This window comes from Nonomuraea fuscirosea, assembly GCF_035917475.1.
Taxonomy (GTDB): domain Bacteria; phylum Actinomycetota; class Actinomycetes; order Streptosporangiales; family Streptosporangiaceae; genus Nonomuraea; species Nonomuraea fuscirosea.
Genome location: NZ_CP109074.1, coordinates 6,062,828 through 6,086,653, shown reverse-complemented (window position 1 = coordinate 6,086,653; position 23,826 = coordinate 6,062,828). Strand labels below are relative to the sequence as shown.

General features: G+C 70.9%; 16 protein-coding genes. 9 read left to right on the top strand and 7 right to left on the bottom strand.

Translation table 11 applies throughout. The features are described from left to right. Position 1: 1 nt before the first annotated feature. The 3 genes from OIE67_RS27735 to OIE67_RS27725 all read right to left on the bottom strand — a co-directional run bounded on the left by OIE67_RS27735 (position 2) and on the right by OIE67_RS27725 (position 3,063). Entirely contained in the window at positions 2–988 is a 987-nt protein-coding gene (locus OIE67_RS27735) for a branched-chain amino acid ABC transporter permease (protein WP_106244727.1), read from the bottom strand. Between the two features lie 11 nt (positions 989–999). Further along, complete coding sequence (locus OIE67_RS27730; RefSeq protein ID WP_245956066.1) at positions 1,000–2,286, bottom strand: branched-chain amino acid ABC transporter permease; 1,287 nt, start codon at positions 2,284–2,286, stop codon at positions 1,000–1,002. Positions 2,287–2,718: 432 nt separating this feature from the next. After that, positions 2,719–3,063 carry a PaaI family thioesterase gene (locus OIE67_RS27725; protein WP_106244926.1) on the bottom strand — a complete coding sequence of 115 codons (345 nt, stop codon included), beginning with the start codon at positions 3,061–3,063 and terminating at the stop codon, positions 2,719–2,721. Positions 3,064–3,206: 143 nt separating this feature from the next. Between OIE67_RS27725 and polA the strand changes: the two genes are divergently transcribed. The 4 genes from polA to OIE67_RS27705 all read left to right on the top strand — a co-directional run bounded on the left by polA (position 3,207) and on the right by OIE67_RS27705 (position 10,431). Then, a complete protein-coding gene (gene polA / locus OIE67_RS27720) occupies positions 3,207–5,897 on the top strand; it encodes a DNA polymerase I (RefSeq protein ID WP_326625880.1) in 2,691 nt (896 codons plus the stop codon). 157 nt (positions 5,898–6,054) lie between these two features. Next, positions 6,055–7,140 (top strand): polysaccharide deacetylase family protein, encoded by a 1,086-nt coding sequence (locus OIE67_RS27715; RefSeq protein ID WP_326625878.1) that lies wholly within the window; start codon positions 6,055–6,057, stop codon positions 7,138–7,140. 192 nt (positions 7,141–7,332) lie between these two features. Next, positions 7,333–8,817: a 30S ribosomal protein S1 gene (rpsA, locus tag OIE67_RS27710; RefSeq protein ID WP_106244732.1), complete on the top strand. Its 1,485-nt coding sequence runs from the start codon at positions 7,333–7,335 to the stop codon at positions 8,815–8,817. A gap of 477 nt (positions 8,818–9,294) precedes the next feature. Continuing rightward, a complete protein-coding gene (locus tag OIE67_RS27705) occupies positions 9,295–10,431 on the top strand; it encodes an epoxide hydrolase family protein (RefSeq protein ID WP_326625876.1) in 1,137 nt (378 codons plus the stop codon). 120 nt (positions 10,432–10,551) lie between these two features. On the opposite strand, the gene OIE67_RS27700 is transcribed toward OIE67_RS27705, so the two are convergent. After that, on the bottom strand, positions 10,552–10,725 hold the full coding sequence (locus OIE67_RS27700) for a hypothetical protein (RefSeq protein WP_326625874.1): 174 nt from the start codon (positions 10,723–10,725) through the stop codon (positions 10,552–10,554). 475 nt (positions 10,726–11,200) lie between these two features. Here OIE67_RS27700 and OIE67_RS27695 point away from each other — a divergent pair, with 475 nt between their 5' ends. From OIE67_RS27695 to OIE67_RS27680, 4 genes are all read left to right on the top strand, one after another. Beyond that, positions 11,201–12,943, top strand: coding sequence for an alpha/beta hydrolase (locus tag OIE67_RS27695; protein ID WP_326625872.1), 1,743 nt, complete (start codon positions 11,201–11,203; stop codon positions 12,941–12,943). Between the two features lie 100 nt (positions 12,944–13,043). Continuing rightward, the gene (locus OIE67_RS27690; protein ID WP_326645492.1) at positions 13,044–13,514 is read left to right on the top strand and encodes a GNAT family N-acetyltransferase; all 471 of its coding nucleotides are present in this window, start codon (positions 13,044–13,046) and stop codon (positions 13,512–13,514) included. A gap of 119 nt (positions 13,515–13,633) precedes the next feature. Continuing rightward, positions 13,634–14,236: a dephospho-CoA kinase gene (gene coaE / locus OIE67_RS27685; protein WP_326625871.1), complete on the top strand. Its 603-nt coding sequence runs from the start codon at positions 13,634–13,636 to the stop codon at positions 14,234–14,236. Between the two features lie 108 nt (positions 14,237–14,344). Then, positions 14,345–15,742: a glycoside hydrolase family 43 protein gene (locus OIE67_RS27680; protein ID WP_326625869.1), complete on the top strand. Its 1,398-nt coding sequence runs from the start codon at positions 14,345–14,347 to the stop codon at positions 15,740–15,742. Between the two features lie 33 nt (positions 15,743–15,775). Here OIE67_RS27680 and OIE67_RS27675 read toward each other — a convergent pair whose 3' ends face one another. After that, positions 15,776–21,373, bottom strand: a complete 5,598-nt coding sequence (locus OIE67_RS27675) for a WD40 domain-containing protein (RefSeq protein WP_326625867.1) — start codon at positions 21,371–21,373, stop codon at positions 15,776–15,778. A 105-nt stretch (positions 21,374–21,478) separates the two neighbouring features. Between OIE67_RS27675 and OIE67_RS27670 the strand changes: the two genes are divergently transcribed. Further along, positions 21,479–22,651, top strand: coding sequence for an ArsB/NhaD family transporter (locus OIE67_RS27670; RefSeq protein ID WP_326625865.1), 1,173 nt, complete (start codon positions 21,479–21,481; stop codon positions 22,649–22,651). Between the two features lie 21 nt (positions 22,652–22,672). Here OIE67_RS27670 and OIE67_RS27665 read toward each other — a convergent pair whose 3' ends face one another. Further along, entirely contained in the window at positions 22,673–22,915 is a 243-nt protein-coding gene (locus OIE67_RS27665) for a hypothetical protein (RefSeq protein WP_146178341.1), read from the bottom strand. Between the two features lie 105 nt (positions 22,916–23,020). Then, a complete protein-coding gene (locus OIE67_RS27660; RefSeq protein WP_106244744.1) occupies positions 23,021–23,818 on the bottom strand; it encodes an inositol monophosphatase family protein in 798 nt (265 codons plus the stop codon). Between the last annotated feature and the right edge of the window lie 8 nt (positions 23,819–23,826).

Genomic DNA, 23,826 nt, shown 5'->3' with positions numbered 1-23,826 from the left:
GTCATCGGGCATTGATGGCGATCTCCCTCTTGTCCCCGAAGATGCCCTGTGGCCGGATGACCAGCAACAGGATGAATCCGAGACCGACCAGGGCGTACCGGATGGGGCCTACCTGGGTGGTGGTCATGAACGGGATGAACCCGTTGCGGACCAGCTCCGCGAGGGTGTTGCCGACGAAGACGAACAGCACCCAGAAGATCATCGCGCCGACGACGGGCCCGAAGACGCGGGCGGCGCCGCCGAGGATGACGATCGTGTAGGCGAAGAAGGTCATCTCGGTGCCGAAGATGTCGGGCTGCACGGCGCCGTTGTAGAGGCCGTAGAAGAAGCCGGCCAGGCAGCCGATGATGCCGCCCAGCATGAGCGACTGCATCTTGTACGAGAACACGTTCTTGCCCAGGGCGCGTACGGCGTCCTCGTCCTCGCGGATGGCCTTGAGCACGCGGCCCCACGGGCTCTTCATCAGCAGGTAGACGACGAGACAGCTGAGCAGCACCACGCTCCAGCCGACGGCGAGGAACCAGATGACGCGCTCGTCGAAGCCGAACGGGCCGATGCCGTAGTGGCCGGGCGGGAACGGGTTCATCGCGTAGAAGTCGCCGGTGAAGCCGCGCCGGCCGTCGGAGCCGCCGAAGATGTCCTTGAAGTACACCGAGCGGAAGACGAGCCGGACGATCTCGGCGGCGGCGATGGTGACGATCGCCAGATAGTCGGCGCGCAGTTGCAGCGTCGGGATGCCCAGCAGCAGCGCCAGGATCGCGGCGGCCGCCAGGCCGATCACGATGCCCATCCAGAACGGCAGGTTCATGACGGTGACGGCGACGGCGAGGCCGTAACCGGCCACGGCCATGAACGCGGCCTGGCCGAAGTTGAGCAGGCCGGTGTAGCCGAAGTGGATGTTGACGCCGATCGCGGCCAGGCCGTAGACGACGGACTCCCAGCCGATGGCGGCGTGGACGGTGGTGGTGATGATCGTGAGCCAGTCCATGGTTACCCCCGTCACCCGATCCGCTCGCGGCGGCCCAGGATGCCCTGCGGCCTGAAGAGAAGCACGATGATCAGCACGGCCAGCGCGCCGACGGACTTCAGCTCGGGCGGCACCCACAGGGTGGACACCTGGATGAAGATGCCGACCACGAGCGAGCCGACCAGGGCGCCGAAGGCCGTGCCGAGCCCGCCGAGCGTGACGCCCGCGAAGATGAGCAGCAGGATGTCCTGGCCCATGGTGAACTTCAGCGACTGCGACAGGCCGAGCATGATGCCGGCCAGCGCGGCGATGGCGGAGCCCGAGGCCCAGATGATGCGGATGATGCGGTCGACGTTGATGCCGGAGGAGGCGGCCAGGGCCGGGTTGTCGGCGACGGCGCGCGCCGCCTTGCCGGTGCGGGTCTTCATCAGGGCGATGCCCACGACGATCAGGACCGCGAGCTCGATGCCGATGGCCCAGAGGTTCTTGGGCGCGGCGCTGATCGGGCCGATCTCGATGCCGGCCTGGGTGTTGTAGTCGGTGTAGCTGTCGTTCTGCGCGCCGAAGAAGAACTGGATGAGGTTGCGCAGCAGGATCGCCATGCCGATCGAGATGATCATCATGGCGATGGTGCCGGTGCCGCGTTTGCGCAGCTGGCCCCAGAACAGCCGATCCTGGCCGTAGCCGAGGGCGCCCGAGACGATGATCGCGATGATCGCCGCCGGGATGAGCTGGAGGCCGAACCCGACGTTGAAGGCGTAGGCGATGACGGCTCCGAGCGTGATCAGCTCGCCGTGGGCGAAGTTGGTCAGGCCGGTCGTGCCGTAGATGAGCGACAGGCCGAGCGCGCCGAGGGCGATGATCAGGCCGAGGTTGACGCCCTCGAAGGTCAGCTGGGCCGCCTGCTCCCAGAACGTGCTCTGCCCGGTGTCCTCGGGGGCCGCCCCGGGGGCGGCCTTGGGCTGCAGCGCGAACAGCACGGTGGAGCAGTTGCCCTCGTAGACGGTCGGCGTGCGGACGTTGCTGCCGCCGCGGACCTCGGAGTCGGCCGGCAGGCTGCTGGGATCCAGGGTGACCTTGTACTTGCCCGGTTCGTCGACCTGAACGTCCCACGTGCCTTGTGCGTTACTCGTTACCTCCTCGACGGGTTGTCCGCCTTCGGTGGTGACAGAGATCTTGGCGCCGTTCACTGGCTGGCCTTGGAGTTTGAGTGTTCCCCTCAGTCCCTGGCAGTCGGCCGGATCCGCATGGGCGGGGACGGCCAGCAGGAAGATGAGTCCACCCAGGAAGGCCGTGAACGCGATCACGGCTCTGCGCAATGGTGCTCCCTCGAAAGTAAGTCAAGGCGGGGTTGTGCCCCTCCATCTCGACACGCGCGCATCGCAGGCACAACTGGGATGCAATGGCGGGAGCCTATTCTGGTGTCGCCCGTTTCAGTATCGTTCGTCACCAATTAGAGACATGTGTGTGTCACTGATGTGAGCAAACAACGAGCCAGGTCAGGGGCTAAATCGGGCTTGACGCCTGGCGCTTCGACGGAACGAATCGGTAACGATCGCGGGAGCACGCGACGAGCCCGCGGGGTGGCCTTTGGGGCCGTGTCCGGTCTCATCCCTCGACGTGCGCGGAAGACCTCCCGCGTACGCGGGGCCGGACACGTTTTCTACTAAGCCTCCCCGCGGGCTCTGGTGCAGCAACCGTAGCGACCCGCGGGGGGCATGCGCAAAGGGTCGGTGAAAGTGACGTAAGGGTCAGCGGTCACGCAACATGCACGTGAGCCGCGCGGTGCAGACCCGCCGCCCCTGCTCGTCGGAGATCTCGATGTCGTACGTCGCCAGGGTGCGCCCGCCGTGCAGCCTGGTCGCGATCCCGGTGACGTGGCCCGAGGTCGCCGAGCGGTGATGGGTGGCGTTCAGCTCGATGCCGACGGCGATGCGGCCGGGACCGGCGTGCACGGCCGCGCCCACCGAGCCCAGCGTCTCGGCCAGCACCGCCGAGGCCCCGCCGTGCAGCAGCCCGTACGGCTGGGTGTTGCCCTCGACCGGCATCCGGCCCACGACCCGCTCGGGGCCGGCCTCGAGGAACTCGATGCCCATCCGGTCGGCCAGCGTGCCCTCGTGCAGGCCGTTGAACAGGGAGGCGTCGAGCGGATGGTTCAAGGGGTCGGTCTGCGTCAAGGGGACGCCTCCACTCTTTCGAGCTCAGGTTTTCTGTCGCAGACGCAGACTAGGCTGCGTACGTGCCGAAGAGTGAAGTGACCCCCAGCCGCCCGTGCCTGCTGCTGCTTGACGGGCATTCCCTGGCCTATCGCGCGTTCTACGCGCTCAAGGACGCCAACCTGATGACCACCGACGGTCAGCACACCGAGGCGGTCTACGGGTTCACCTCGATGCTGACCAACATCCTGCGCGACGAGCGGCCCACGCACGTCGCGGTGGCCTTCGACCGGTCGGAGCCGACGTTCCGCCACGAGGAATACGCCGACTACAAGGCCAACAGGAGCGAGACGCCCGAGGACTTCCGCGGCCAGATGCAGCTCATCTACGAGCTGCTCGACACGCTGCGCGTGCCGCACCTGTCCAAGGCCGGCTTCGAGGCCGACGACCTCATCGCCACGCTGGCCACCCGCGCCGCCGGCGAGGGGATGGACGTCCTCATCGTCACCGGCGACCGCGACGCGCTGCAACTGGTCGACGAGCACGTCACCGTGCTGATGACCCGGCGCGGCATCAGCGACATGACCCGCTTCACGCCCGAGGCGGTCGAGGAGAAATACGGCCTCACCCCCGCGCAATACCCCGACTTCGCCGCCCTGCGCGGCGACCCCAGCGACAACCTGCTCAGCATCCCCAGCGTGGGGGAGAAGACCGCGGCCAAGTGGGTGCGCGAGTTCGGCTCGCTGACCGCGCTCGTCGACCGGGTCGACGAGGTCAAGGGCAAGGTCGGCGACAAGCTGCGCGAGCACGTCGCCCAGGTGCTGATGAACCGGCGGCTGACCGAGCTGCTGCGCGACGTCCCGGTGGAGGTGGAGCTGGGCGACCTCGTCCAGGGCGCCTGGGAGCGCGAGGAGATCAACAAGCTGTTCGACACCCTGCAGATCCGCGGCGAGCTGCGCGAGCGGGTCTTCAAGGTGCTGGGCACCGGCGAGCAGGAGCCCGAGCAGGGCTTCGAGGTCGAGACCGTGCTGCTCGGCCCCGACCGGGTCCAGGGCTGGCTGGCGGCCCTGCCCGAGGGCCGCGCCGGGCTCGCCTTCAAGGGCGCCTACGGCAGCGGCACCGGCCGCGTCGACGGCATCGCCGTCGCCTCGCCCGACGGCACCGCCGCCTACATCGACCCCGTCAAGCTCACCGAGGCCGACGAGGCGGCCCTGCGGGCCTGGCTGGGCGACGACGCCAAGGCCAAGGCCGTCCACGACGCCAAGGGGCCCATCCTGGCCCTCTGGGCGCAGGGCATGGAGCTGCGCGGGCTGAGCTGCGACACCGCGCTGGCCGCCTACCTCGCGATGCCGGGGCAGCGCACGTTCGCCCTCGAAGACCTCGCCCGCCGCTACCTCCACCGCGACCTGCGGGCCGAGGAGGAGCCGAGCGGGCAGGCCGCGCTGTTCGGCGACGACGAGGACGCCCCCGCCAAGGACCTCGCGCTGCGCGCCCACGCCGTGCGCGAGCTGGCCGAGAGCCTGGAGGCCTTCCTGGCCGGGCGCGGCGGCACCCAGCTGCTGGCCGACGTGGAGCTGCCGCTGCTGTCGGTGCTGGCCGAGATGGAGCGCGCCGGCATCGCCGTCGACAGCGCCTACTTCACCGGCCTGGAGGCCGAGTTCGGCGCCGCGGTCAAGCACGCCGTGGAGGAGGCCCACCGCTCGGTCGGCGAGCAGTTCAACCTGGGCTCGCCCAAGCAGCTGCAGGAGATCCTGTTCACCCGGCTCAACCTGCCCAAGACCAAGAAGATCAAGACCGGCTACAGCACCGACGCCGACCAGCTCGCCTGGCTGGCCGCCCAGACCGAGCACGAGCTGCCGACGATCATGCTGCGTCACCGCGACCAGCAGAAGCTGCGCACCACCGTCGAGGGCCTGATCAAGGAGATCTCCGACGACGGGCGCATCCACACCACGTTCAACCAGATCATCGCCGCCACGGGCCGGTTGTCGTCGGAGAAGCCCAACCTGCAGAACATCCCGATCCGCACCGCCGAGGGCCGCCGCATCCGGCAGGGCTTCACCGTCGGCGAGGGCTACGAGACGCTGCTGACCGCCGACTACAGCCAGATCGAGCTGCGCATCATGGCCCACCTGTCCGGCGACGAGTCGCTGATCGCCGCGTTCGAGTCCGGCCACGACTTCCACCAGGCCACCGCCGCCCGCGTCTTCGACCTGCCGCCCGAGCAGATCGACGGCGAGCTGCGGGCCCGGATCAAGGCGATGAACTACGGCCTGGCCTACGGGCTGTCCGACTTCGGGCTGTCCGGGCAGCTCAACATCCCGGTGGCCGAGGCGCGGGCGCTGAAGGAGGAATACTTCCAGGAGTTCGGCGGCGTACGCGACTTCCTGCACGCCATCGTCTCCCAGGCGCGCACCGACGGCTACACCGAGACGATCATGGGCCGCCGCCGCTACCTGCCCGACCTCACCAGCGACAACCGCCAGCGGCGGGAGATGGCCGAGCGGATGGCGCTCAACGCGCCGATCCAGGGCTCGGCCGCCGACATCATCAAGGTCGCCATGCTCAACGTGCGCCAGGCGCTCGGCGAGGAGGGGCTGGCCTCCCGGATGCTGCTGCAGGTGCACGACGAGCTTGTGTTCGAGGTGGCGCCGGGCGAGCTGGAGCGGCTCAGGCAGCTCGTCCGCGACCAGATGAACGCCGCGTACACGCTGCGGGTGCCGCTGGAGGTCTCCGTGGGCGTCGGCCGTACGTGGGAGGACGCGGGCCACTGAGCCGGCTCGATGGGCCACTGAGCCGCTTCCGGCCGGCCGCGGCGGGCCGGAAGCGGTCGGCCGCGGCGGCAGGGCGGGCCGGCGCGCGGCTTCTGCACTAGTCTGGAGCGGATTTCACCGATCGGCCGGGAGTTCTGTGCGGCTACCAGCTTCCCTCATGCGCATCATCGGGCTGGCGAACGTGGTGGTGATCTCGGTCGCCATCGTCGGGCTGAGCCTCTTACCCGGCGAGCCGAGACCACACGCCAAGCCTCAGGAGACGGCCACGGTGAAGGGCGCCGACGAGGCCGCCCGCCCGCCCGCCACGCCGGCCCCCGTCGGATTGCCGCCCGGCGTGGTCTCCACGCCGGAGTTCGCCCGGCAGGTGCGCGCCAACGAGGCGGGGCTGGTGCCGGTGCTGATGTACCACCGCATCCTGGCCAAGCGGCTCGCCTCGCTCGACCGGACGCCCGCCCAGCTCAGGAAGGAGCTGGAGAAGCTGGCCAAGCGGGGTTACGTGCCGATCACCGCCAGGGAGTTCGTCCGCGGGGAGATCCACGTGCCGGCGGGCAAGTTCCCGGTCGTGCTGACCTTCGACGACGGCCACCCCAGCCACTTCGGGCTGGACGCGAGCGGCGATCCCCGGCCCGACACGGCCGTCGGCGTGATCCAGGACGTCGCCTCCCGCCATCCCGGCTTCCGGCCGGTGGCCACGTTCTGGGTCAACAAGGAGCCGTTCGGCCTGCGCGAGCACGACACGCAGGCGGCCGCCGTACGGTGGCTGACCGAGCACGGCTACGAGGTGGCCAACCACACCTGGACCCACCCCAATCTGCGCGTGCTCAAACGCAAGAAGGTCCGCGAGCAGATCGTCAGGGTCGAACGGCTGCTCAAGAAGCTCGGCGCGCCGCCGTCGGAGACCATGGCCCTGCCGTACGGATCCATGCCGCGGGGCAAGAAATCCGCCAGAAGCGGATCATGGGACGGCACGAGGTATGATTTCGCGGGCGTGTTCCTCGCGGGAGCCGAGCCATCGCTTTCGCCCTACGCGAAAAAGTTCGACCGTGGTGCGATCCAGCGCATCCAGAGCAACGGCAAGAAGGGCGAGTGCCGCAAGTGGTGCTCGCAGTACTGGCTCGACTGGCTGGACAGGCACCCTGGTGAGCGCTACGTCAGCGACGGCGACCCGGAGCGGATCTCCATCCCGGAGAAACGGCGGGGTAATATCGTCGCCAAGCGAGGGCTCCAGGTCATCGCCTACTGAATCCTCCCCGGATTGACCCAGTGGCGAAGGTCTCATATGCTGATCGCTGCGCTGTGGGCTCGCGCGCGCCTCAGACGGAGCGGGCTCGCGCTCGGTCACGTCGATGTCGTAATTCCTCGGCTTGATGCGGAAGAGGGCCTGCCGCGCATCCGCCACATCGACATCCTGTCCGCGTTCGGAGCAATTCCACACATGACGTCCAGCACTGAGGCCACCTCGAGCACCCCGCAGGTAGCGGTCAACGACATCGGGTCCGAGGAAGCCTTCCTCGCGGCGATCGACGAGACCATCAAGTACTTCAACGACGGCGACATCGTCGAGGGCACCGTCGTCAAGGTCGATCGAGACGAGGTTCTTCTCGATATCGGCTACAAGACCGAGGGTGTCATCCCCTCGCGTGAGCTTTCGATCAAGCACGATGTCGATCCTGCTGACGTCGTGGAAGTCGGAGAGCACGTCGAAGCCCTGGTCCTCCAGAAGGAGGACAAGGAGGGCCGGCTGATCCTGTCCAAGAAGCGCGCTCAGTACGAGCGGGCCTGGGGCACGATCGAGAAGATCAAGGACGAGGACGGCATCGTCACCGGCACCGTCATCGAGGTCGTCAAGGGCGGCCTCATCCTCGACATCGGCCTGCGGGGCTTCCTGCCCGCGTCCCTCGTCGAGATGCGCCGGGTCCGCGATCTGCAGCCCTACGTCGGCCGTGAGCTCGAAGCCAAGATCATCGAGCTCGACAAGAACCGCAACAACGTGGTTCTGTCGCGCCGCGCCTGGCTGGAGCAGACGCAGTCCGAGGTCCGCCAGACCTTCCTCAACACCCTCCAGAAGGGGCAGGTCCGCAAGGGCGTCGTCTCCTCGATCGTCAACTTCGGTGCGTTCGTGGACCTCGGCGGCGTCGACGGCCTGGTCCACGTGTCCGAGCTGTCCTGGAAGCACATCGACCACCCGTCCGAGGTCGTCGAGGTGGGCCAGGAGGTCACGGTCGAGGTCCTCGACGTCGACATGGAGCGCGAGCGCGTCTCCCTGTCGCTCAAGGCCACCCAGGAAGACCCGTGGCAGCAGTTCGCCCGCACCCACCAGATCGGCCAGGTCGTGCCGGGCCGCGTCACCAAGCTGGTGCCGTTCGGTGCGTTCGTCCGGGTCGAGGAGGGCATCGAGGGCCTGGTCCACATCTCCGAGCTGGCCGAGCGCCACGTGGAGATTCCGGAGCAGGTCGTCCAGGTCGGCGACGAGATCTTCGTGAAGATCATCGACATCGACCTCGACCGTCGCCGCATCAGCCTCTCGCTGAAGCAGGCCAACGAGGGCGTCGGCACCGAGGTCGAGTTCGACCCGACCCTCTACGGCATGGCGGCCACGTACGACGACCAGGGCAACTACATCTACCCCGAGGGCTTCGACCCGGAGACCGGGGAGTGGCTCGAGGGCTTCGACAAGCAGCGCGAGGACTGGGAGCGGCAGTACGCCGAGGCCCAGACCCGCTTCGAGGCCCACAAGAAGCAGATCGAGGAGGCCCGCAAGGCCGAGGCGGAGGCCGGCGAGGCCGCTCCCTCGTCCTACAGCGGCGAGACGCAGGCCCCGCAGGGCGGCTCCTCCTCGTCGGCTCCGGCCAGCGGCGCGCTCGCCTCTGACGAGGCGCTCGCGGCTCTGCGCGAGAAGCTCGCGGGCGGCCAGAGCTGAAGTCCCTGACTTCGGCCGCCTGAGGCACCGCTAGAACGAAGGGCCCCGCACGGAAACTCGTGCGGGGCCTTTCGCGTGCCCGGCTGCTCGGGCCGGGCTCGGTCTGCCCGGGCGGGTCAGCACGGATGCCCGTACGAGCGGCGTGCGATGTTTCATCGACTCGGCGTGTGGCGTGTGGCGTGTGGCGTGTGGCGTGTGGCGTGTGGCGTGTGGCGTGTGGCGTGCGGCGTGCGGCGTGTGGCGTGCGGCGTGCGGCGTTTCGTGCGAGCCGTGTGTTCCCGCGAGCTCTCCGCCCGGGCAGGATCTCTCGGACCTCGCCGACGATTCCCGGACCTTGCCGATGATTTTCGGACCTTGCCCGCGGTTCGCGGACTTTGTCGGCGATTCGTAGACCTGGTCGGCGATTCGTGGCGAAATCATCGCGCGGCGGGGTAACGCGGAAGCAGGCTTTCCGCATGTCCTTCTACTGTCGCCGGTATGGACGAGATCATCAAGCCCTTCCGCATCGATATCCCGCAAGCAGACCTCGACGACCTGCGCGAACGGCTGCGGCGTACCCGGTGGGCGGCGCAACTGCCCGGCGGCTGGAGCAGGGGCGTGCCCGTGGCCTACCTGCGGGACCTGGCCGGCTACTGGGCCGACGGGTTCGACTGGCGCGCCCAGGAGGCCAGGCTGAACGCGTTCGCGCAGTTCAGCACCACCATCGACGGCCAGCCCCTCCACTTCATGCACGTCCGCTCACCCGAGCCGGACGCGCTGCCGCTGATCATCACGCACAGCTGGCCCAACTCCGTCGCCGAGTTCCTCGACGTCATCGGGCCGCTCACCGACCCGCGCGGGCACGGGCTCGACCCCGGCATCGCCTTCCACGTCGTGGCCCCGTCGCTGCCCGGCTTCGGCTTCTCGCCGTTCCCCGCCCCCGCCGACGAGCGGCCGTGGAGCGTCGATCGCGTGGCCCGCACGTGGGCCGAGCTGATGAGCCGGCTCGGGTACGAGCGCTACGGCGCGCACGGCAACGACGCGGGCGCGCTGGTCACCCCGCGGCTGGCCGCCCTGGCTCCCGAGCACGTGGTGGGCTCCCTCATCACGGCCGGCCTCGGCATCCCCACAGGCGACCCGGCGGAGCTGGACGGGCTCTCCGACGAGGAGCTCGCCGAGCTGAAGGAGCTGACCCAGTGGATGGGCCAGGGCAGCGGGTACGGGCCGTACCTGGCCGCCAGGCCGCAGACGCTCGCGTACGGGTTCGCCGACTCGCCGGTGGCGCAGCTGGCGTACCTGGTGGAGCGATACAAGGAGTTCGACGGGTGGGGGCCGGGGGCCGAGCCGATCGACCGGGACCTTGTGCTGACCAACGCCACCCTGTACTGGCTGACGGAGACCGGCGGCTCCTCCTCCTGGACGTACTACGAAGGGGCCGCCGGCCTGCCCCGCGACCAGCGCGCCGTACCCACCGGGGTGACGCACGGCGGGCCCGCGGCGATGCGGCGGATCGCCGAGCGTGGGAACGACATCGTCTACTGGGGAACGGCCCAGAGCCCCAGCCACATGGTCGCCATGGCGGCCCCCGAGCCGCTGGTGGACGGCATACGCGCATTTTTCCGGACAGTCCGCTGAGGAGTCGCAAGATTTTACCCACCGCTCTTTGCAAGGCTCTGACCTGCGCGCTTGGCTGCTGGGAGACTGTCGTCCTGCTGTTGGTCACGACTTTCTCGGGGGCTACGCGGTGGGCATGGTTCAACGAACGATCTGGGCTACACCCCTCCGGCCGCTCGCCATGACGGCACTCGCAACAGCCCTGGCAACAACCCCGACACTCACCCCAGCCACCGCCACCACCGCCACCAACTCCACCGCCTCCACGGCCGCCACCTCCACGGCCGCCACCTTCACAACCGCCACAGCCGCCACCGCCACGGCTCCACCACCGACCGTCGGCGTGGACGCACCCGATCAGGGGTCTTCGGAGGCAAAAGTCGGCGATCGGAGGTCCTCCGAAATGGGGGTACGCGATTACGCGTCCTCCGAGGTGGGGGTTCGCGATCAGGGGTCCTTCGGTGTGGAGGGGCGCGAGCACGAGTCGTCCCGGGCGGAGCCGCGGGACGTGAGGTTCTTCGGGGCGCAGATGAGCGCTGCCCGGCCCGTCGGCACACCGGTGGTGAAGGGGCCTGAGGTGAACGGGCCTGGGGTGAGCGGGTCTGGGGTGAGCGGGTCTGGGGTGAGCGGCTCTGAGGTGAAGGGGCCTGAGGTGAGCGGGTCTGGGGTGAGCGGCTCTGAGGTGAATGGGTCTGGGATGAACGCGTCTGAGGTGGCCGGGCCTGTCGCGGCCGGGTCTGGGGGAGCGCGGCCGTGGGTTTCGCCCTCGCCGCCTCCTTCGGGGGGATTGGTGAACGACGGGAGCGGGGTGGTGTGGCGGGGCTGTGGTGACGGGCTGGAGTGCGCGAAGCTGGCCGTGCCCGTGGACTGGGCGGCTCCGCGCGGGCCCCGTACGGAAGTCGATGTGGCCAGGATGCCCGCGCGTGACCCCGCCCGGAGTCTGGGCCCGCTGGTGGTGAACGTCGGTGAGGGGTCCACCATTCAGAGTGTGCGTGCCAGGCCCGATGCGGTGAGTGAGCTGGCGCGGTGGTTCGATGTCGTGTTCGTCGAGGGGCGCGGGATCGGCGACCGGGGGAGTGCCGCCATGGTGCGTTGCTCCGTGCCGCCGCCCGACCCGCGCCGGATCCAGCTCGCCCCCGGCCCGGCCGCCTGGCGCGCCTACGCCCGTGACAACGCCGCCTACGACCGCAGTTGCCGCCTCGCCGCCGGTCCCGCGTACGCCGGCCTCACGTCCAGGCAGGTGGCGCACGACCTCGACGCCCTGCGCGCCGCGCTCGGCCAGCACCGGCTGCGGTACTTCGGCAACGCGTACGGGGCGGTGTACGGGCGGGCGTACGCGGAGCTGTTCCCGCGCCGGGTCGGGCGGATGTACCTGGAGGGGCTGCCCGACCATCCCGGGACCGGCCTGGGACGGCGGCTGATCGCCCACGCCCGCGCGGCCGAACGCCGGCTGTCGGCCTTCAGCGACTGGTGCGCCAACCAGCCGGGCTGCCCCCTCGCTGACGACGACGCCGTGGCGGTGCTCGACGACCTCCTCGAACGAGCACCGTCGGCCGCGAACCCGTCGGGCCGGCTGGGCAAGGCGGGCCCGGGGCACGGGGCTGGTGTGGTGAGCGGCTACCAGGTGGTGGCCGCCGTACTCGCCGGACTCACCCCGGAGCGCTGGCCGGAGCTGGCACGGGCACTGTCGGCGGCCGAAGCGGGCGACCTGAGCGCCCTGGCCGCGATGGCGTCCGTGACACGCCCGGCGGAACCCGGGACAGTGGCCCGCTCGACGTGGTGCCACGACTTCATGCCGGTCGTGCCCGGCTACCGGCGCTTCCTGACGATGGAGTCACGCCTGCGTGCCTTGGCTCCGCGCGTCGGATGGCTGACCGGCCGCCACGAAATCGCCCGCTGCCTCGGCCTGCGACCCCTCCCACCCCGGCCACCCCGGCCACCCCACGCGGCGACATCGGTCGGGGAGAACAGCGGCGGCCAAGGAGATGGCGCCAAGGGCTCCGTGCCGCCGGTGGCGACGGCGGGTGGTGGGGATCCTGTGGTGCGAGTGACGCGCGGTGGCGAGAGTTCTGTGCCGCTGGTGGAGATGATCGAAGGCGAGGAGTTGGTGGCGCCAGTGCCGGTGAGGGCTGGGGATGAGGGCGCCGTGGTGTGGATGTCGCCTGGTGGCGGGGGCTCCGTTCTGCGGGTGCCGGTGATCGGAGGTGAAGGATCAGTGCTGCCGGGGACGATGGCCGGTGGTGAGGGGTCCGTTGTGTCGGTGGCGGCAGGTGGGAGGTCGTCGGTGCTGGTTGGCATCGGCAGGCTGGATGCGGGTAACCCGCCCGCCGCTGCGGCGAGGGCTGCCAAGCGGATTCCCGGGGCGAGGGTGTTGTGGCACGGTGATGGGCAGGACGCGTATCTGTTGCAGGGAGCCGGCAAGTTGCGTGCGGCCTGTCTGCGTGCCCGTGTCCACGACTATCTCGTCAACGGGGTGCTGCCCAGGCCGCGCACTCTGTGCCCCGGAGAGCTCACGGCCGGGCGCTTCCACTGAGGAGAGCTCATGGTCGGCCCGAGATCAGCTTGCGGTCCGGCATTCCCTCTGAGATGAGCCCGGGGTCGGGTGCGTCCCCTGGGATAGGGTGCTGGACGTGGTGATCGAACGGGCGGTGGCGGCGGACGCGGGCGAGATCCTCACCCTGCAGCGGGCGGCGTACGTCAGCGAGGCGCAGCTCTACGGCGACCCCTACATCCCGCCGCTGATCGAGTCGCTGGAGCAGGTGCGCAAGGTCATCGAGAGCGCGGTCGTGCTCAAGGCGCTCGATGGAGCCCGGATCGTCGGTGCGGTGCGCGGGCAGATGTCCGGCGCTACCTGTCTGGCCGGCCGCCTCGTCGTCGCTCCCGACTGGCAGGGCCAGGGAGTGGGTACGGCGCTGCTGCGCGCGTTGCACGAGCAGGTGCCGGAGGCGACGGCGTTCGACCTGTTCACCGGTCACCTGTCGGAGGGGAATCTGCGGCTCTACCGTCGTCTGGGCTATCGGGAGACGAGCCGCGAGCGGATGGACGACCACCTGACGATGATCCATCTGCGCCGGACACCGGATGGAGCCCTTCCATCGCGGTGACGGCGGTCCGGGTCGCGTTCGTGATCGATTCCTTCCGCTGCGGTGAGGGCGGCTCCGGTCGTTCGTGATCGGGTGCTCGTGAGGGTCCCATGCGCCCCGAGGGTCGATAGGCTGCAACAGTGCTGAAAATCGGGCTTACCGGTGGCATCGGATCCGGCAAGAGCGAGGTGTCCAAGCGGCTGTCGGCCAAGGGTGCGATGGTGATCGACGCCGACAAGATCGCTCGTGAGGTGGTCGAGCCCGGCACGCCGGGCCTGGCCAGGGTGGTGGCCACGTTCGGTGAGGAGGTGCTCCGCGCGGACGGTTCGCTCGACCGGGAGCGGCTCGGCTCCGTGGTGTTCGCCGACTCCGAGCGGCTGGCGGCGCTCAACGCGATCGTTCACCCGCTGGTCGGGGAACGGGTGGCGCAGCTGCAGCAGGAGGCCGCCGACGACACGATCATGGTGTACGACGTGCCGCTCCTGGTGGAGAACAACCTGGCCCCGATGTACGACGTGATCATCGTCGTCGACGCGCCGGACGATCTGCGCATCCGGCGGCTGGCCGAGCATCGCGGCATGCCGGAGGCCGACGCCAAGGCCCGCATCGCCGCCCAGGCGAGCCGGGAGGACCGGCTGGCCGCGGCCGACATCGTGATCCCCAACGACGGCCCGCTGGAGGAGCTGGACGAGCGGGTGGAGGAGGTCTGGCCCGAGCTGCTCCGCCGCGCCGCCCGCGGTTGACCAGCACCCGAGGGGGTTGCTGGGCGGGGTCGTACGTCGGTTGACGGGATGACTTTCTTCCATGACCATCGGAAAGATCGTCCGACAAGGTTCGTGGAAGGACCGCCGATGCCGCGCCCGACCCCCTGGCGTGCCGCCTTACTGGCCTTGACCGTCGCCCTGGGCATGATCGTCCCCGGGGTTCCGGCCGCCGCGGCGACGCGGTCGTTCCGTAATCCGGTCAACCCGTCGGCGGACCCGAGCCTGATGTACCACGCCGGCCACTACTACGTGGCCACCACGCGCGGCGACCGGATCGGCATCTGGCGCTCGCCCAGTCTGGCCACGCTGCCGGCCGCCCCCGAGCAGGTCGTCTGGCGCGACAGCGACGGCAGCCGCAACACCCAGATGTGGGCCCCGGCCTTCCGTCACGTCGGATCGCGCTGGTACATCTACTACACCGCCTCCGACGGCGTGGACGCCAACCACCGCATGTACGTGCTGGAGTCCGCCGGCGACGACCCCATGGGCCCGTACGCGTTCAAGGCCAAGATCGCCGACTTCGGCGAGTACGCCATCGACGGCGAGCCCATCACCCACAACGGTCAGTCGTACTTCGTCTGGACGGGGCCGGGACGCGGCATGGGCGGGCCCGCGCAGCTCTACATCGCCAGGATGAGCAACCCGTGGACGGTCACCGGCGGCCGGGTCGCGATCCCGGCCGACGGCGGCTGCACGGAGGTGCGCGAGGGCCCCACACCGCTCTACCGCAACGGCAGGACGTTCCTGACCTACTCCACCTGCGACACCGGCAAGCCCGACTACCAGCTCTGGATGAAGAGCATCGCCGACGGCGCCGACCCGATGGTGGCGGCGAACTGGCGGCAGCACGCCGGGCCGGTGTTCTCGCGTAACGACGCGACGGGCGTGTGGGGGCCGGGCCATCACTCGTTCTTCCGCTCGCCCGACGGCACCGAGGACTGGATCGCCTACCACGGCAAGAACACGAGCACGTACACCTACGACTTCCGCACCACCCGGGTGCAGCGGTTCGGCTGGAACGCCGACGGCACTCCGAGCTTCGGCCGGCCGCTCGCCGCGGGCGCCACGCAGCAGCTGCCGTCCGGCGATCCGGGCGCGGCCACGTCGGTGATCAACGACTTCGATCCGCAGGTCGTCTACGCCGGCTCGTGGCAGTCCGGCTCGGGCTGCGGCAACCAGTGCTTCTGGAGTGACGACCACTGGAGCGGCCAGGCCGGCGCGACCGCGACGGTCAGCTTCACCGGCACCCGCGTGGCGCTGCTGAGCGTGCGAGACCGGGGCAACGGCATCGCGGCCATCTCCATCGACGGCGGCCCCGAGCAGCGCGTCGACTACTACAGCGGCATCCGGGTGGGAGAGCAGCTCAACTATCTGAGCCCGGTGCTGGCGCCCGGCGCGCACACGCTGCGGGTCCGGGTGACCGGCGAGCGCAACCCCGCCTCGGGCAGCACGGTGATCAGCATGGACCGCGTCGAGGTCTTCTGAAGCGGGGAGCCTCAGAAGCCGAGGTCTTCCGCATCAGAAGGGGGAGTCGAGCGGCACCTGCCGCACCCCGGGCAGGTACGGGTCGAGCTCGCCCAGCTCGAACCGCGACATCCCGACGACGTGCCAGAACTGCCCGGCGAAGTCGCCCTGCACCTTGTAACGGCCGTCGGGCGCCAGGGCGGCCCACCCCTCGGCCAGGCCGAGCAGGGTCGCCCGCCGCTCGCCGCCCTCCCACAGGATGACCACACCGTCGTCGCCGGCGCTGGCCAGCAGGTCGGCCGCGGGGCTGTAGGCGACCGAGAGGACCCGGCGGGCGTGCCCGGCCAGGGAGTGCCGCGGGCGGCCGGTGGCGGTGTCCCAGACCCGGACGAGCAGGTCGTCGCCGCCGGTGGCCAGGCTGCGGCCGGAGGCGTCGAACGCCACGCTCCACAACCTGCCGCCGGCGTGGGTGAGCGTGTGCACCAGGCGGGGCTGCCACGGCTGGCCGGGGCGCAGCTCCCACAGCAGAGCCCTGCCGTCGTTGCCCGCGCTGGCGAGGTGGCGGCCGTCGGGGGAGAAGGCCACGGAGTAGACGCGGTCGGTGTGCCCCTCCAGGGTCGCCACCCGGCCGCCGGAGGCGACGTGCCACAGACGGACGAGCTTGTCGTCGCAGCCGGTGGCCACGTAGTTGCCGTCAGGGCTGAACGCGATCGAGCGCACCCGCCCCCGGTGGTCGGTGAGGTGGCCCGCCAGCCGCCCGGTCGGGCGGTACCAGATGCGGACGCTGTCGTCGTCGTTGGCCGTGGCCAGCAGGTTGCCGTCGGGGCTGAACGCCTCGGCCCACACGTGCTCGGTCTCGGCGTGCAGCTCGCGCTCGTAGTCGCCGGTGGCGGCGTTCCAGAAGTGCACGCCGCCGTCGTTGCTGGCGGTGGCCAGCGTCGGCCCGGCCGGCGAGAACGAGGCGGAGACCAGCCGGTCGGCCGTGCCGGTGAACTCGCGCAGCCGCCGCGCGGTGCGCGGCTCCCACAGGCGGACGATGCCGTCGTTGCCGCTGGTGGCCAGCATGGTGCCGTCGGCGCTGAACCTGACCGAGGAGATCCGCCGGCCGTGGCCGCGCAGCACCCGCTGGCACTGGCCGCTGCCAGGGTCCCACAGGCGCACGGTGCCGTCGTTGCTGCTGGTGGCCAGCTGGCGGCCGTCGGGGCTGAACGCGAACGGCCACACCGAGCTGCGGTGCCCGGTGAGCTCGATCTGCTGGCCGCCGCCGAGCCGCTGCAGGCGTACGGAGCCGTCGGAGTCGCCGGTCGCCAGGAGCTGCCCGTCGGGGCTGAAGGCGACCTGGTAGACGGCCGCCGCGTGGGTGAGGTGCACGCCGCGCGACTCGCCCGACGGGTCCCACAGGCGGACGCTGCCCGCCGTGTCGCCGGTGGCCAGCAGCGAGCCGTCGGGGGCGAAGGTCACGCAGTAGACGCTGCCCAGGTGCCCGTGCAGCTCGTGCAGCAGCCGCCAGGTGGCGGTGTCCCAGAGCCGGACGGTGCCCGCCTCGTCGCCGGTGGCCAGCAGTGAGCCGTCGGGGCTGTGCACGGCGCGGTAGACGCTGCCCCGGTGCTCGCCGAGCGTCACCCGCACCTTGCCCGAGCGCAGGTCCCAGACGCGGACCACGCCCGCCGAGTCGCCGATGACCAGCGACGAGCGGCCGAAGGAGGCGGTGAAGACGGGGGCCTGGTGTCCGGCCAGTTCGTGCACGAGCCGGCCGGTGGCGCTCTCCCAGACGCGGACGACGCCGTCGCCGCCACCCGCGGCGACCAGCTCGCCCGAGGCGTCGAAGCGGACCGGCCAGACGCCGTCGGGGTGGCCGCGCAGGCCACGCAGGGGCTCGCCGGTCATCGCGTCCCACAGCAGCACGTTGCCGTCGCTGGCGCCGGTGGCCAGCATGCCGCCGCCGAACGTGACCGCGTACACCCGGCCCTGGTGTCCTTGCAGTGTGCGCACGGGCGCGCCGCCCGCGCACAGCAGCACGCCGCCGTCCTCGTTGCCGATCGCGAGCGTGGAGCCGTCGGGGCTGTAGGCGATCGGCTCGGGCAGGCGGCTGGTCTGGAAGTGGTAGCCGTACGGGACGCCGATGCCGGCGGGCGCGAACTGCACCTCGACCGGCTGCCCCGGCACCACGGCCGCGCCCGGCAGGTGCGGCAGCGTGCCGGTCACGTCGATCAACGCGGCCCGGTGCCAGCGGGCGCCCTCGACCGCGGCGTCGCTCAGGTCGACCCGGGCCAGCCTGGCCCCCGACAGGTCGGCGCCGCGCAGGTCGGCCCCGGTGAGCTGGGCGCCGTCGAGCCGCGCGCCCACCAGCCTGGCCTCGCGCAGGGTGGCCCTGGACAGGTTGGTGCCCGCCAGTGTCGTCTCCGACAGGTCGGCGCCGGTGAGGTCGACCTCGCGCAGGTCCCTGGCCGACAGGTCCTCGCCCTTCAGGTTGGCGCCGCGCAGGTCCGTACGGGCGGGCGTGCGCAACCTGGCGGCGATCTTGACCGCGTTGGCCTTGGCCTGGTCGTCGGGCTGGGGGTCGGCCACCCAGGCGCGCAGCGCGCGGACGTCGGCCAGGTCGCACAGGAACTCGACGGTCAGCGCCGACAGCGGCCGCAGCGACAGCAGGACCGGGTTGTCCAGGGTCGTGGCGATGTGGCGGGCGATCAGCCACTCCATCACCGACGCGTGGATGAACCCGAACATCCCCTCCTCGGTGCGGACCAGCAGGCTGCCCGAGCCCATCCGGAACGCGGCGTGGGCGGCCGAGAGCTGCCCGTCGGCCAGGTCGGTCAGCGTCTCGCCGATCTCGGTCAGCTCGTCCACGCCCAGCAGCGACTCGCCGCTCTCCCACAGCCGCACCGCCAGCGCCGTCACGACCCGCCACAGCTCCTGGACGGTCAAGGCCACGGCCGAGCCGGGGACCCGGGCGCGCCGCTCCTCGAAGGCCAGCCACGAGGTGAGGATCTCCTCGTACAGCAGGGCCGGGCTGATCGTGTGGCGGGCCTCGGCGACCGTGCGGAGCCGGTCGGCGTCGAGGTCGGCGATGAAGCTCAGCATGCGCGGGTTCTGCGCCAGCGCGAGCAGGTCCTCGATCTCGGCCATCAGCGACATGCGGGCGCCGGCCTCGTCGCCGTCGGCGAACCTGTTGGCCAGGTAGGAGCGGATCTGGTCGTGGGTGAAGTCCTCGACGCCGAGCACCCGCCGCTGCGGCAGCACGCCGACCATCTCGCCGAGCGAGGTCAGCACCTGGCTGTGCGACTTGAAGTGCTGGGTGCGGCTGGCCACCACGATCTTGGCCTTGTCGTCGGCCGCCGCCAGCAGCGTGGACAGGTGGTCGGCCGCGCGGTCGTAGGTCAGCCGGGTCACCAGCTCGTCGAACCCGTCGAACAGCAGCACGATCCGGCCCTGCCGGAGCAGGTAGCGGAACGCCTTGAGATCGATCACCTCCTCGCCGTGGCTCGCCAGATGGGCCGCGACCAGCGCGTCCACCGAGTGGGCCTTGTCGAGGGCGCGCAGTTCGATCAGGATCGGCGTCAGGTGCGGCAGCTCGGCGGGGATGCGGCGGGCCAGCTCGCGCAGCGCGAACGTCTTGCCGTGGCCGAAGTCGCCCAGCAGCAGCAGGAACCGGCCGTGGTCGGCGGCCAGCAGCCGCATCAGCTCGTCGGTCAGGCCGTGCTTGACCTGGCTGCCGGGGCGGTCGAGCTCGCGGTAGCGCTGCGGCACGTACAGGTGGGGCGGGTAGCGGCGGTCGTTGGTCAGGCGGGCGGTCTGCTCGCCGACGTAGCCGCTCAGATCGAGCAGCCCCTGGAACTCGGTGAAGCTGCGCAGCCGCACGCCCTTGCGCATCAGCTCGTCGCGCAGCGCGCGGGAGGCGGGCGGCCCCTGGTAGACGAGCTCGGCGGGCAGGCCGGCGGCGTGGGCCCGCCGGGCGAACTCGTTCGCGGCCTCCTCGGCCGCGTCGCCCGCGTACGCGCCGATCATCGTCTGGCGGACGAACCCGTCCTCAGGGTGGGTGACCACCAGATGGGTGCCGAACCTGCGGATCCTGGCCCGCTCGTGCCGGGCCTCGCACACCTCGGTGATGCGGTCGAGCAGCAGCTCCACCGGGCTCGGCTCGCGCTCGGCCGCCTGGGGCGCGGGCGCGGCGGCGGGCGGGCTCTGGCCGGTGAACGTGGTCCGCGCGGCCCGCCAGCGTGAGCGGATCAACTCGGGGCGCCCGTCCGGCCGGCCTTCCGGCAGCCAGACGCGCAGCCCGTCGGGGCCGATCTCGACGACCTGGTGCCGCCCCGAGCGCGGCGCGGCGATGCGCCCCTCCACGGCGGACCCGGTGGCTGTGCCGCTTCCTGAACCGCCGTGGAGGAGCAGGTTGAGCCGGTGGCCCAGCAGCCGCTCGAACGTCTGGACGTCGCGCAGCTCGCCCGGCGGATGGCCGAGCACGCCGAGGCGCAGCCAGGCGTCCTCCTCGAACTGCCGCAGCCGCTCGGCGAACCACGCCGCCTGCGCCTCCCCGAGCAGCGCGTACGCGTCGCGTTCCAGATGACTCATCGCCATCGTCGAGTTGAGCCCCGCCACGACCACCTTCAGATCGGGGATCTCGAACAGTGTCCACGGCTGCGCGGCGTCGAACACGCGGTCGTCCAGCCCCTGGTAGACCTCGCCGAACAGCTTCGCGAAGTGCCGCCACTTGGGCCAGTAGGGGGGCTGCGGGCTGACGTCGTCGGCCTCGCACGTCATGAAGTACGCGCTCGCGGCGGCCTTAGTCACGTCGCGCGGGCCGGGCAGCAGCACCAGCCGGTGCGGCTCCAGCCCGATCAGCAGCCGCAGGTCGGTGATGAACCGCGTCGCCTGCCCGAACTGCCCGAGACTGCCCGACTCGGTCAGGTCACCGCTGACGACCATGAGATCGGGGCGAGGCATGCCGCGGTCGTACATGGCGGTCAGATCGGCCCAGATGTGCGCCTGCATGTCCTCCGGCGTGAACGGGTCGCCGGGGTCGGGCAGCGCCCGGCCGAACCTGGGGCCGCCGATGTGCAGCACGCTGATCGACTCGCGCCCCCGGTCGTCGCCCGCCGCCGGCGGGAACTTCGGCGCCGTCACCGGCGAGCGCCGCGTCCTGGCCCGCTCGGCGGGCGGCGGCAGCGTCGGCGGGGACGGCGGCACCCGGGAGCCGTCGGGGAAGGCCGGCGCGGCCTCCGGCTTGGCCCGGCCGGACATCGCCTCCCTGACCCGGCTCAGCAACTGCGCCCTGGCCTGCCCCGGGTCGGTGACCCCGAGCAGATCGACCCACGTGATCGTGGACAGCAGGCCCTCGACCTGGACGTCCTCCAGCCTGATCGTGACGAGCTTGTTGGACGGATTGTCGGGGTCGGCGCGCAGCGCGGCCTGCCACTCCATGCGCCCGTAGCGGGAGCCGAGATAGTTGCGCGAGAGCACGGCCACGACCAGCTGCGCCTCGCTGACCCCGCGGTCCATGAAGTCGATGAAGTTGGTGCCGGGCACGAAGTCCCACGCCTGGATCATGGTCTTGTAGCCGGCCGCCTCCAGCTCCCAGGCGATCCAGGTCGCCCATGCCGTGTCGGCGGGGGAGTAGCTGACGAAGATCTCGGTCGGCCTGCCGTCACGTGCCATCTGCTCAGTATCCCCCGGCGATGCGGGCACGGGATCGGCATTTTCCCGGCGGTGTGCGGTCGTCCTCGGGTGTTGCCGCTTCCCGCCTTGTGCGATCATCGTCGGGTGTTGCGGCGTCTCGGCGTGCTCGACCTGATCAGGGTCGGGCTGCTGCTTCTCGGCCTGGTCTTCGTGGCGACCGGGCTGCTGCCCTGGGCCGAGGCGGTCGGGAGCCTCACCGAGATCGGCCCGCTGCTGGTCTTCCTGGTCGCGATCATCCTGCTGGCCGAGCTGACCAAGGAGGCCCAGGTCTTCGACGCCATCGCGGCGAGGATGGCGGTGCTCGGCCGCGGCAATTACGCCGCCCTCTTCTTTCTTTGTACCGCTTTCGCGTCTTTTGTCACGATATTTCTGAACTTGGACACGACGGCGGTGCTGCTCACCCCGGTCATGCTCGCCCTCGCCCCCCGCGCCCGCATCGCCGCCCTCCCCCTGGCCATGACCACGATCTGGCTGGCCAACACGGCGAGCCTGCTGCTGCCCGTGTCCAACCTGACGAACCTGCTCGGCATCAGGAAGATCGGCCTCGACGCCCAGGAGTTCGCCGCCCGCATGTGGGTCCCCCAGATCGCCGCCATCGCGGTCACGATGGCGTTCCTGTGGGCGTTCTACTGGCGCCGCGGCGAGCGCCGCGACCTGCGCTACACCCCGCCGATCCTGGAGCCCGTGGCCGACCGCGCGCTGTTCGCCGCCGCCTCGGCCGGCTGCCTGCTGTTCATCGCCCTGCTGCTGTTCAAGGCGCACGTCGCCGTCGCCGCCACCGCCGCGGCGGCCATCGTCCTGGCGGCCTTCCTGCTGCGCGCCCGCGAACGCCTGACCTGGAGCCTGGTGCCCTGGCAGCTGCTCATCTTCGTGACCGGCCTGTTCCTGGTCGTGCCCACGCTCAGCAACCACGGCCTGTCCGCCCTCATGACCTGGATGATCGGCGGCGAGGGCGACCCATACCGCGCCGCCGCGGTCGGCGCGGGCCTGTCCAACCTGATCAACAACCTGCCCGCCTACCAGGCCGTCCAGCTCGTCATCCCGGCCGCCGACCGGGACCTGCTGCTGGCGCTGCTGGTCGGCACCAACGTCGGCCCGGTCGTCACCCCGTGGGCCTCGCTGGCCACGCTGCTGTGGTTCGAGTCGTGCCGCCGCCACGGGGTCAAGGTCCCGATGCGGCGCTTCCTGCTCACCGGCGCCGGGCTGGCCGTCGTCGGCCTGCTCGTGACGGTGTGGACGCTGGTCACGTTCGGCTGAACGCGCTCAGGGCTCAGGGGCTCAGGCGGCGGCCGGCTCGTAGGCGGCGGTGACCGCGTCCAGGGCCCAGCGCATCCGGCGCACGTACGTCTCGGGGTGGTCGCCGGCCTCCTGCGCCACGTACGCCGCGCACCACGCCGGGTCGCCGCCGCACGCGCACAGCCGCTCGTCCACGGCCGCGCGGATCCGGTAGGCGGACAGGTCGTCGGACGGCTGCAGGGGGGTGGCGAAGAGCACCTGCGCCAGTTCGGTGGTGGTCATCATGTCGGGCTCCTCTCCGCGGTGCCGTTTCCTCGGCACTCTCTAATAAGACGTCGAACGGCGGCGGAACTCATCGACAAAAGACACACATCATCCGTGCACTTTTCCTCACCCCAGAAGGGAGAGAAGTGCAGGCATGGAGCGGGGGTGGGCCGCCACGAAGCTGCGCGTCTCCGCGGCGTCCACGCGCTCCTCGTACGGCCCGCCGTCCAGCGCCCGGATCTCGGCGCCCGCCTCCATCGCCAGCAGCGCCCCCGCGGGCAGGTCGATCACCCCGGCCCGGTAGCCCACGACGCCGTCGATGTCGCCGCGTGCCAGCATCGCCCACGCCAGCAGCGGCGCCCACAGTTGCAGCACCCGGCGCGCGTCGAGGTCGAGCGCCGTCTTCAGCCGGCGCAGGGTCGGATCGTCCCTGGCGACGTCGTACCCCTGGATCCAGGCCAGCAGCGGCCCGCGCGAGTGCGGCCGGTGGACGGCGGTCAGGCGCGCGCCCGATGAGGCCGTCGCGCCCCGCCCCCGCACGGCCGACCACGTGCACGCCGACACCGGGTCGTGCACCACGCCGACCTGCGGCAGCCCGTCGCGGCACAGCGCCAGGCCCACGACGTAGGCGGGCAGCCCGATCGCCACGTTGTTGGTGCCGTCGAGCGGGTCGACCAGCCACGTCCACTCGCCGCCCGCCGCGCCGACCAGCCCCGACTCCTCGGCGATCACCGTGTGCGACGGGTACGCCGTCAGGATCCGGTCCAGCAGCAGCCGCTCCGAGGCCAGGTCGAGGTCGGTGACCACGTCACCCGCGTCGCCCTTGGCCCGCACGCCCAGTGCCCCCCGCGTGCCCTTCAGCAGCAGCGCGCCGGCCGCCTCCGCGGCCTCGACAGCGATCTTGCGAGCGTGGTCCAGGTCCATCGAGGTGC

Coding starts and splice junctions, on each gene's coding strand:
- OIE67_RS27735 (WP_106244727.1), bottom strand. CDS start 988: ATGGACTGGCTCACGATCATCACCACCACCGTCCACGCCGCCATCGGC.
- OIE67_RS27725 (WP_106244926.1), bottom strand. CDS start 3,063: ATGGGCATCGAGTTCCTCGAGGCCGGCCCCGAGCGGGTCGTGGGCCGG.
- OIE67_RS27715 (WP_326625878.1), top strand. CDS start 6,055: ATGCGCATCATCGGGCTGGCGAACGTGGTGGTGATCTCGGTCGCCATC.
- rpsA (WP_106244732.1), top strand. CDS start 7,333: ATGACGTCCAGCACTGAGGCCACCTCGAGCACCCCGCAGGTAGCGGTC.
- OIE67_RS27705 (WP_326625876.1), top strand. CDS start 9,295: ATGGACGAGATCATCAAGCCCTTCCGCATCGATATCCCGCAAGCAGAC.
- OIE67_RS27680 (WP_326625869.1), top strand. CDS start 14,345: ATGCCGCGCCCGACCCCCTGGCGTGCCGCCTTACTGGCCTTGACCGTC.
- OIE67_RS27675 (WP_326625867.1), bottom strand. CDS start 21,373: ATGGCACGTGACGGCAGGCCGACCGAGATCTTCGTCAGCTACTCCCCC.
- OIE67_RS27665 (WP_146178341.1), bottom strand. CDS start 22,915: ATGATGACCACCACCGAACTGGCGCAGGTGCTCTTCGCCACCCCCCTG.
- OIE67_RS27660 (WP_106244744.1), bottom strand. CDS start 23,818: ATGGACCTGGACCACGCTCGCAAGATCGCTGTCGAGGCCGCGGAGGCG.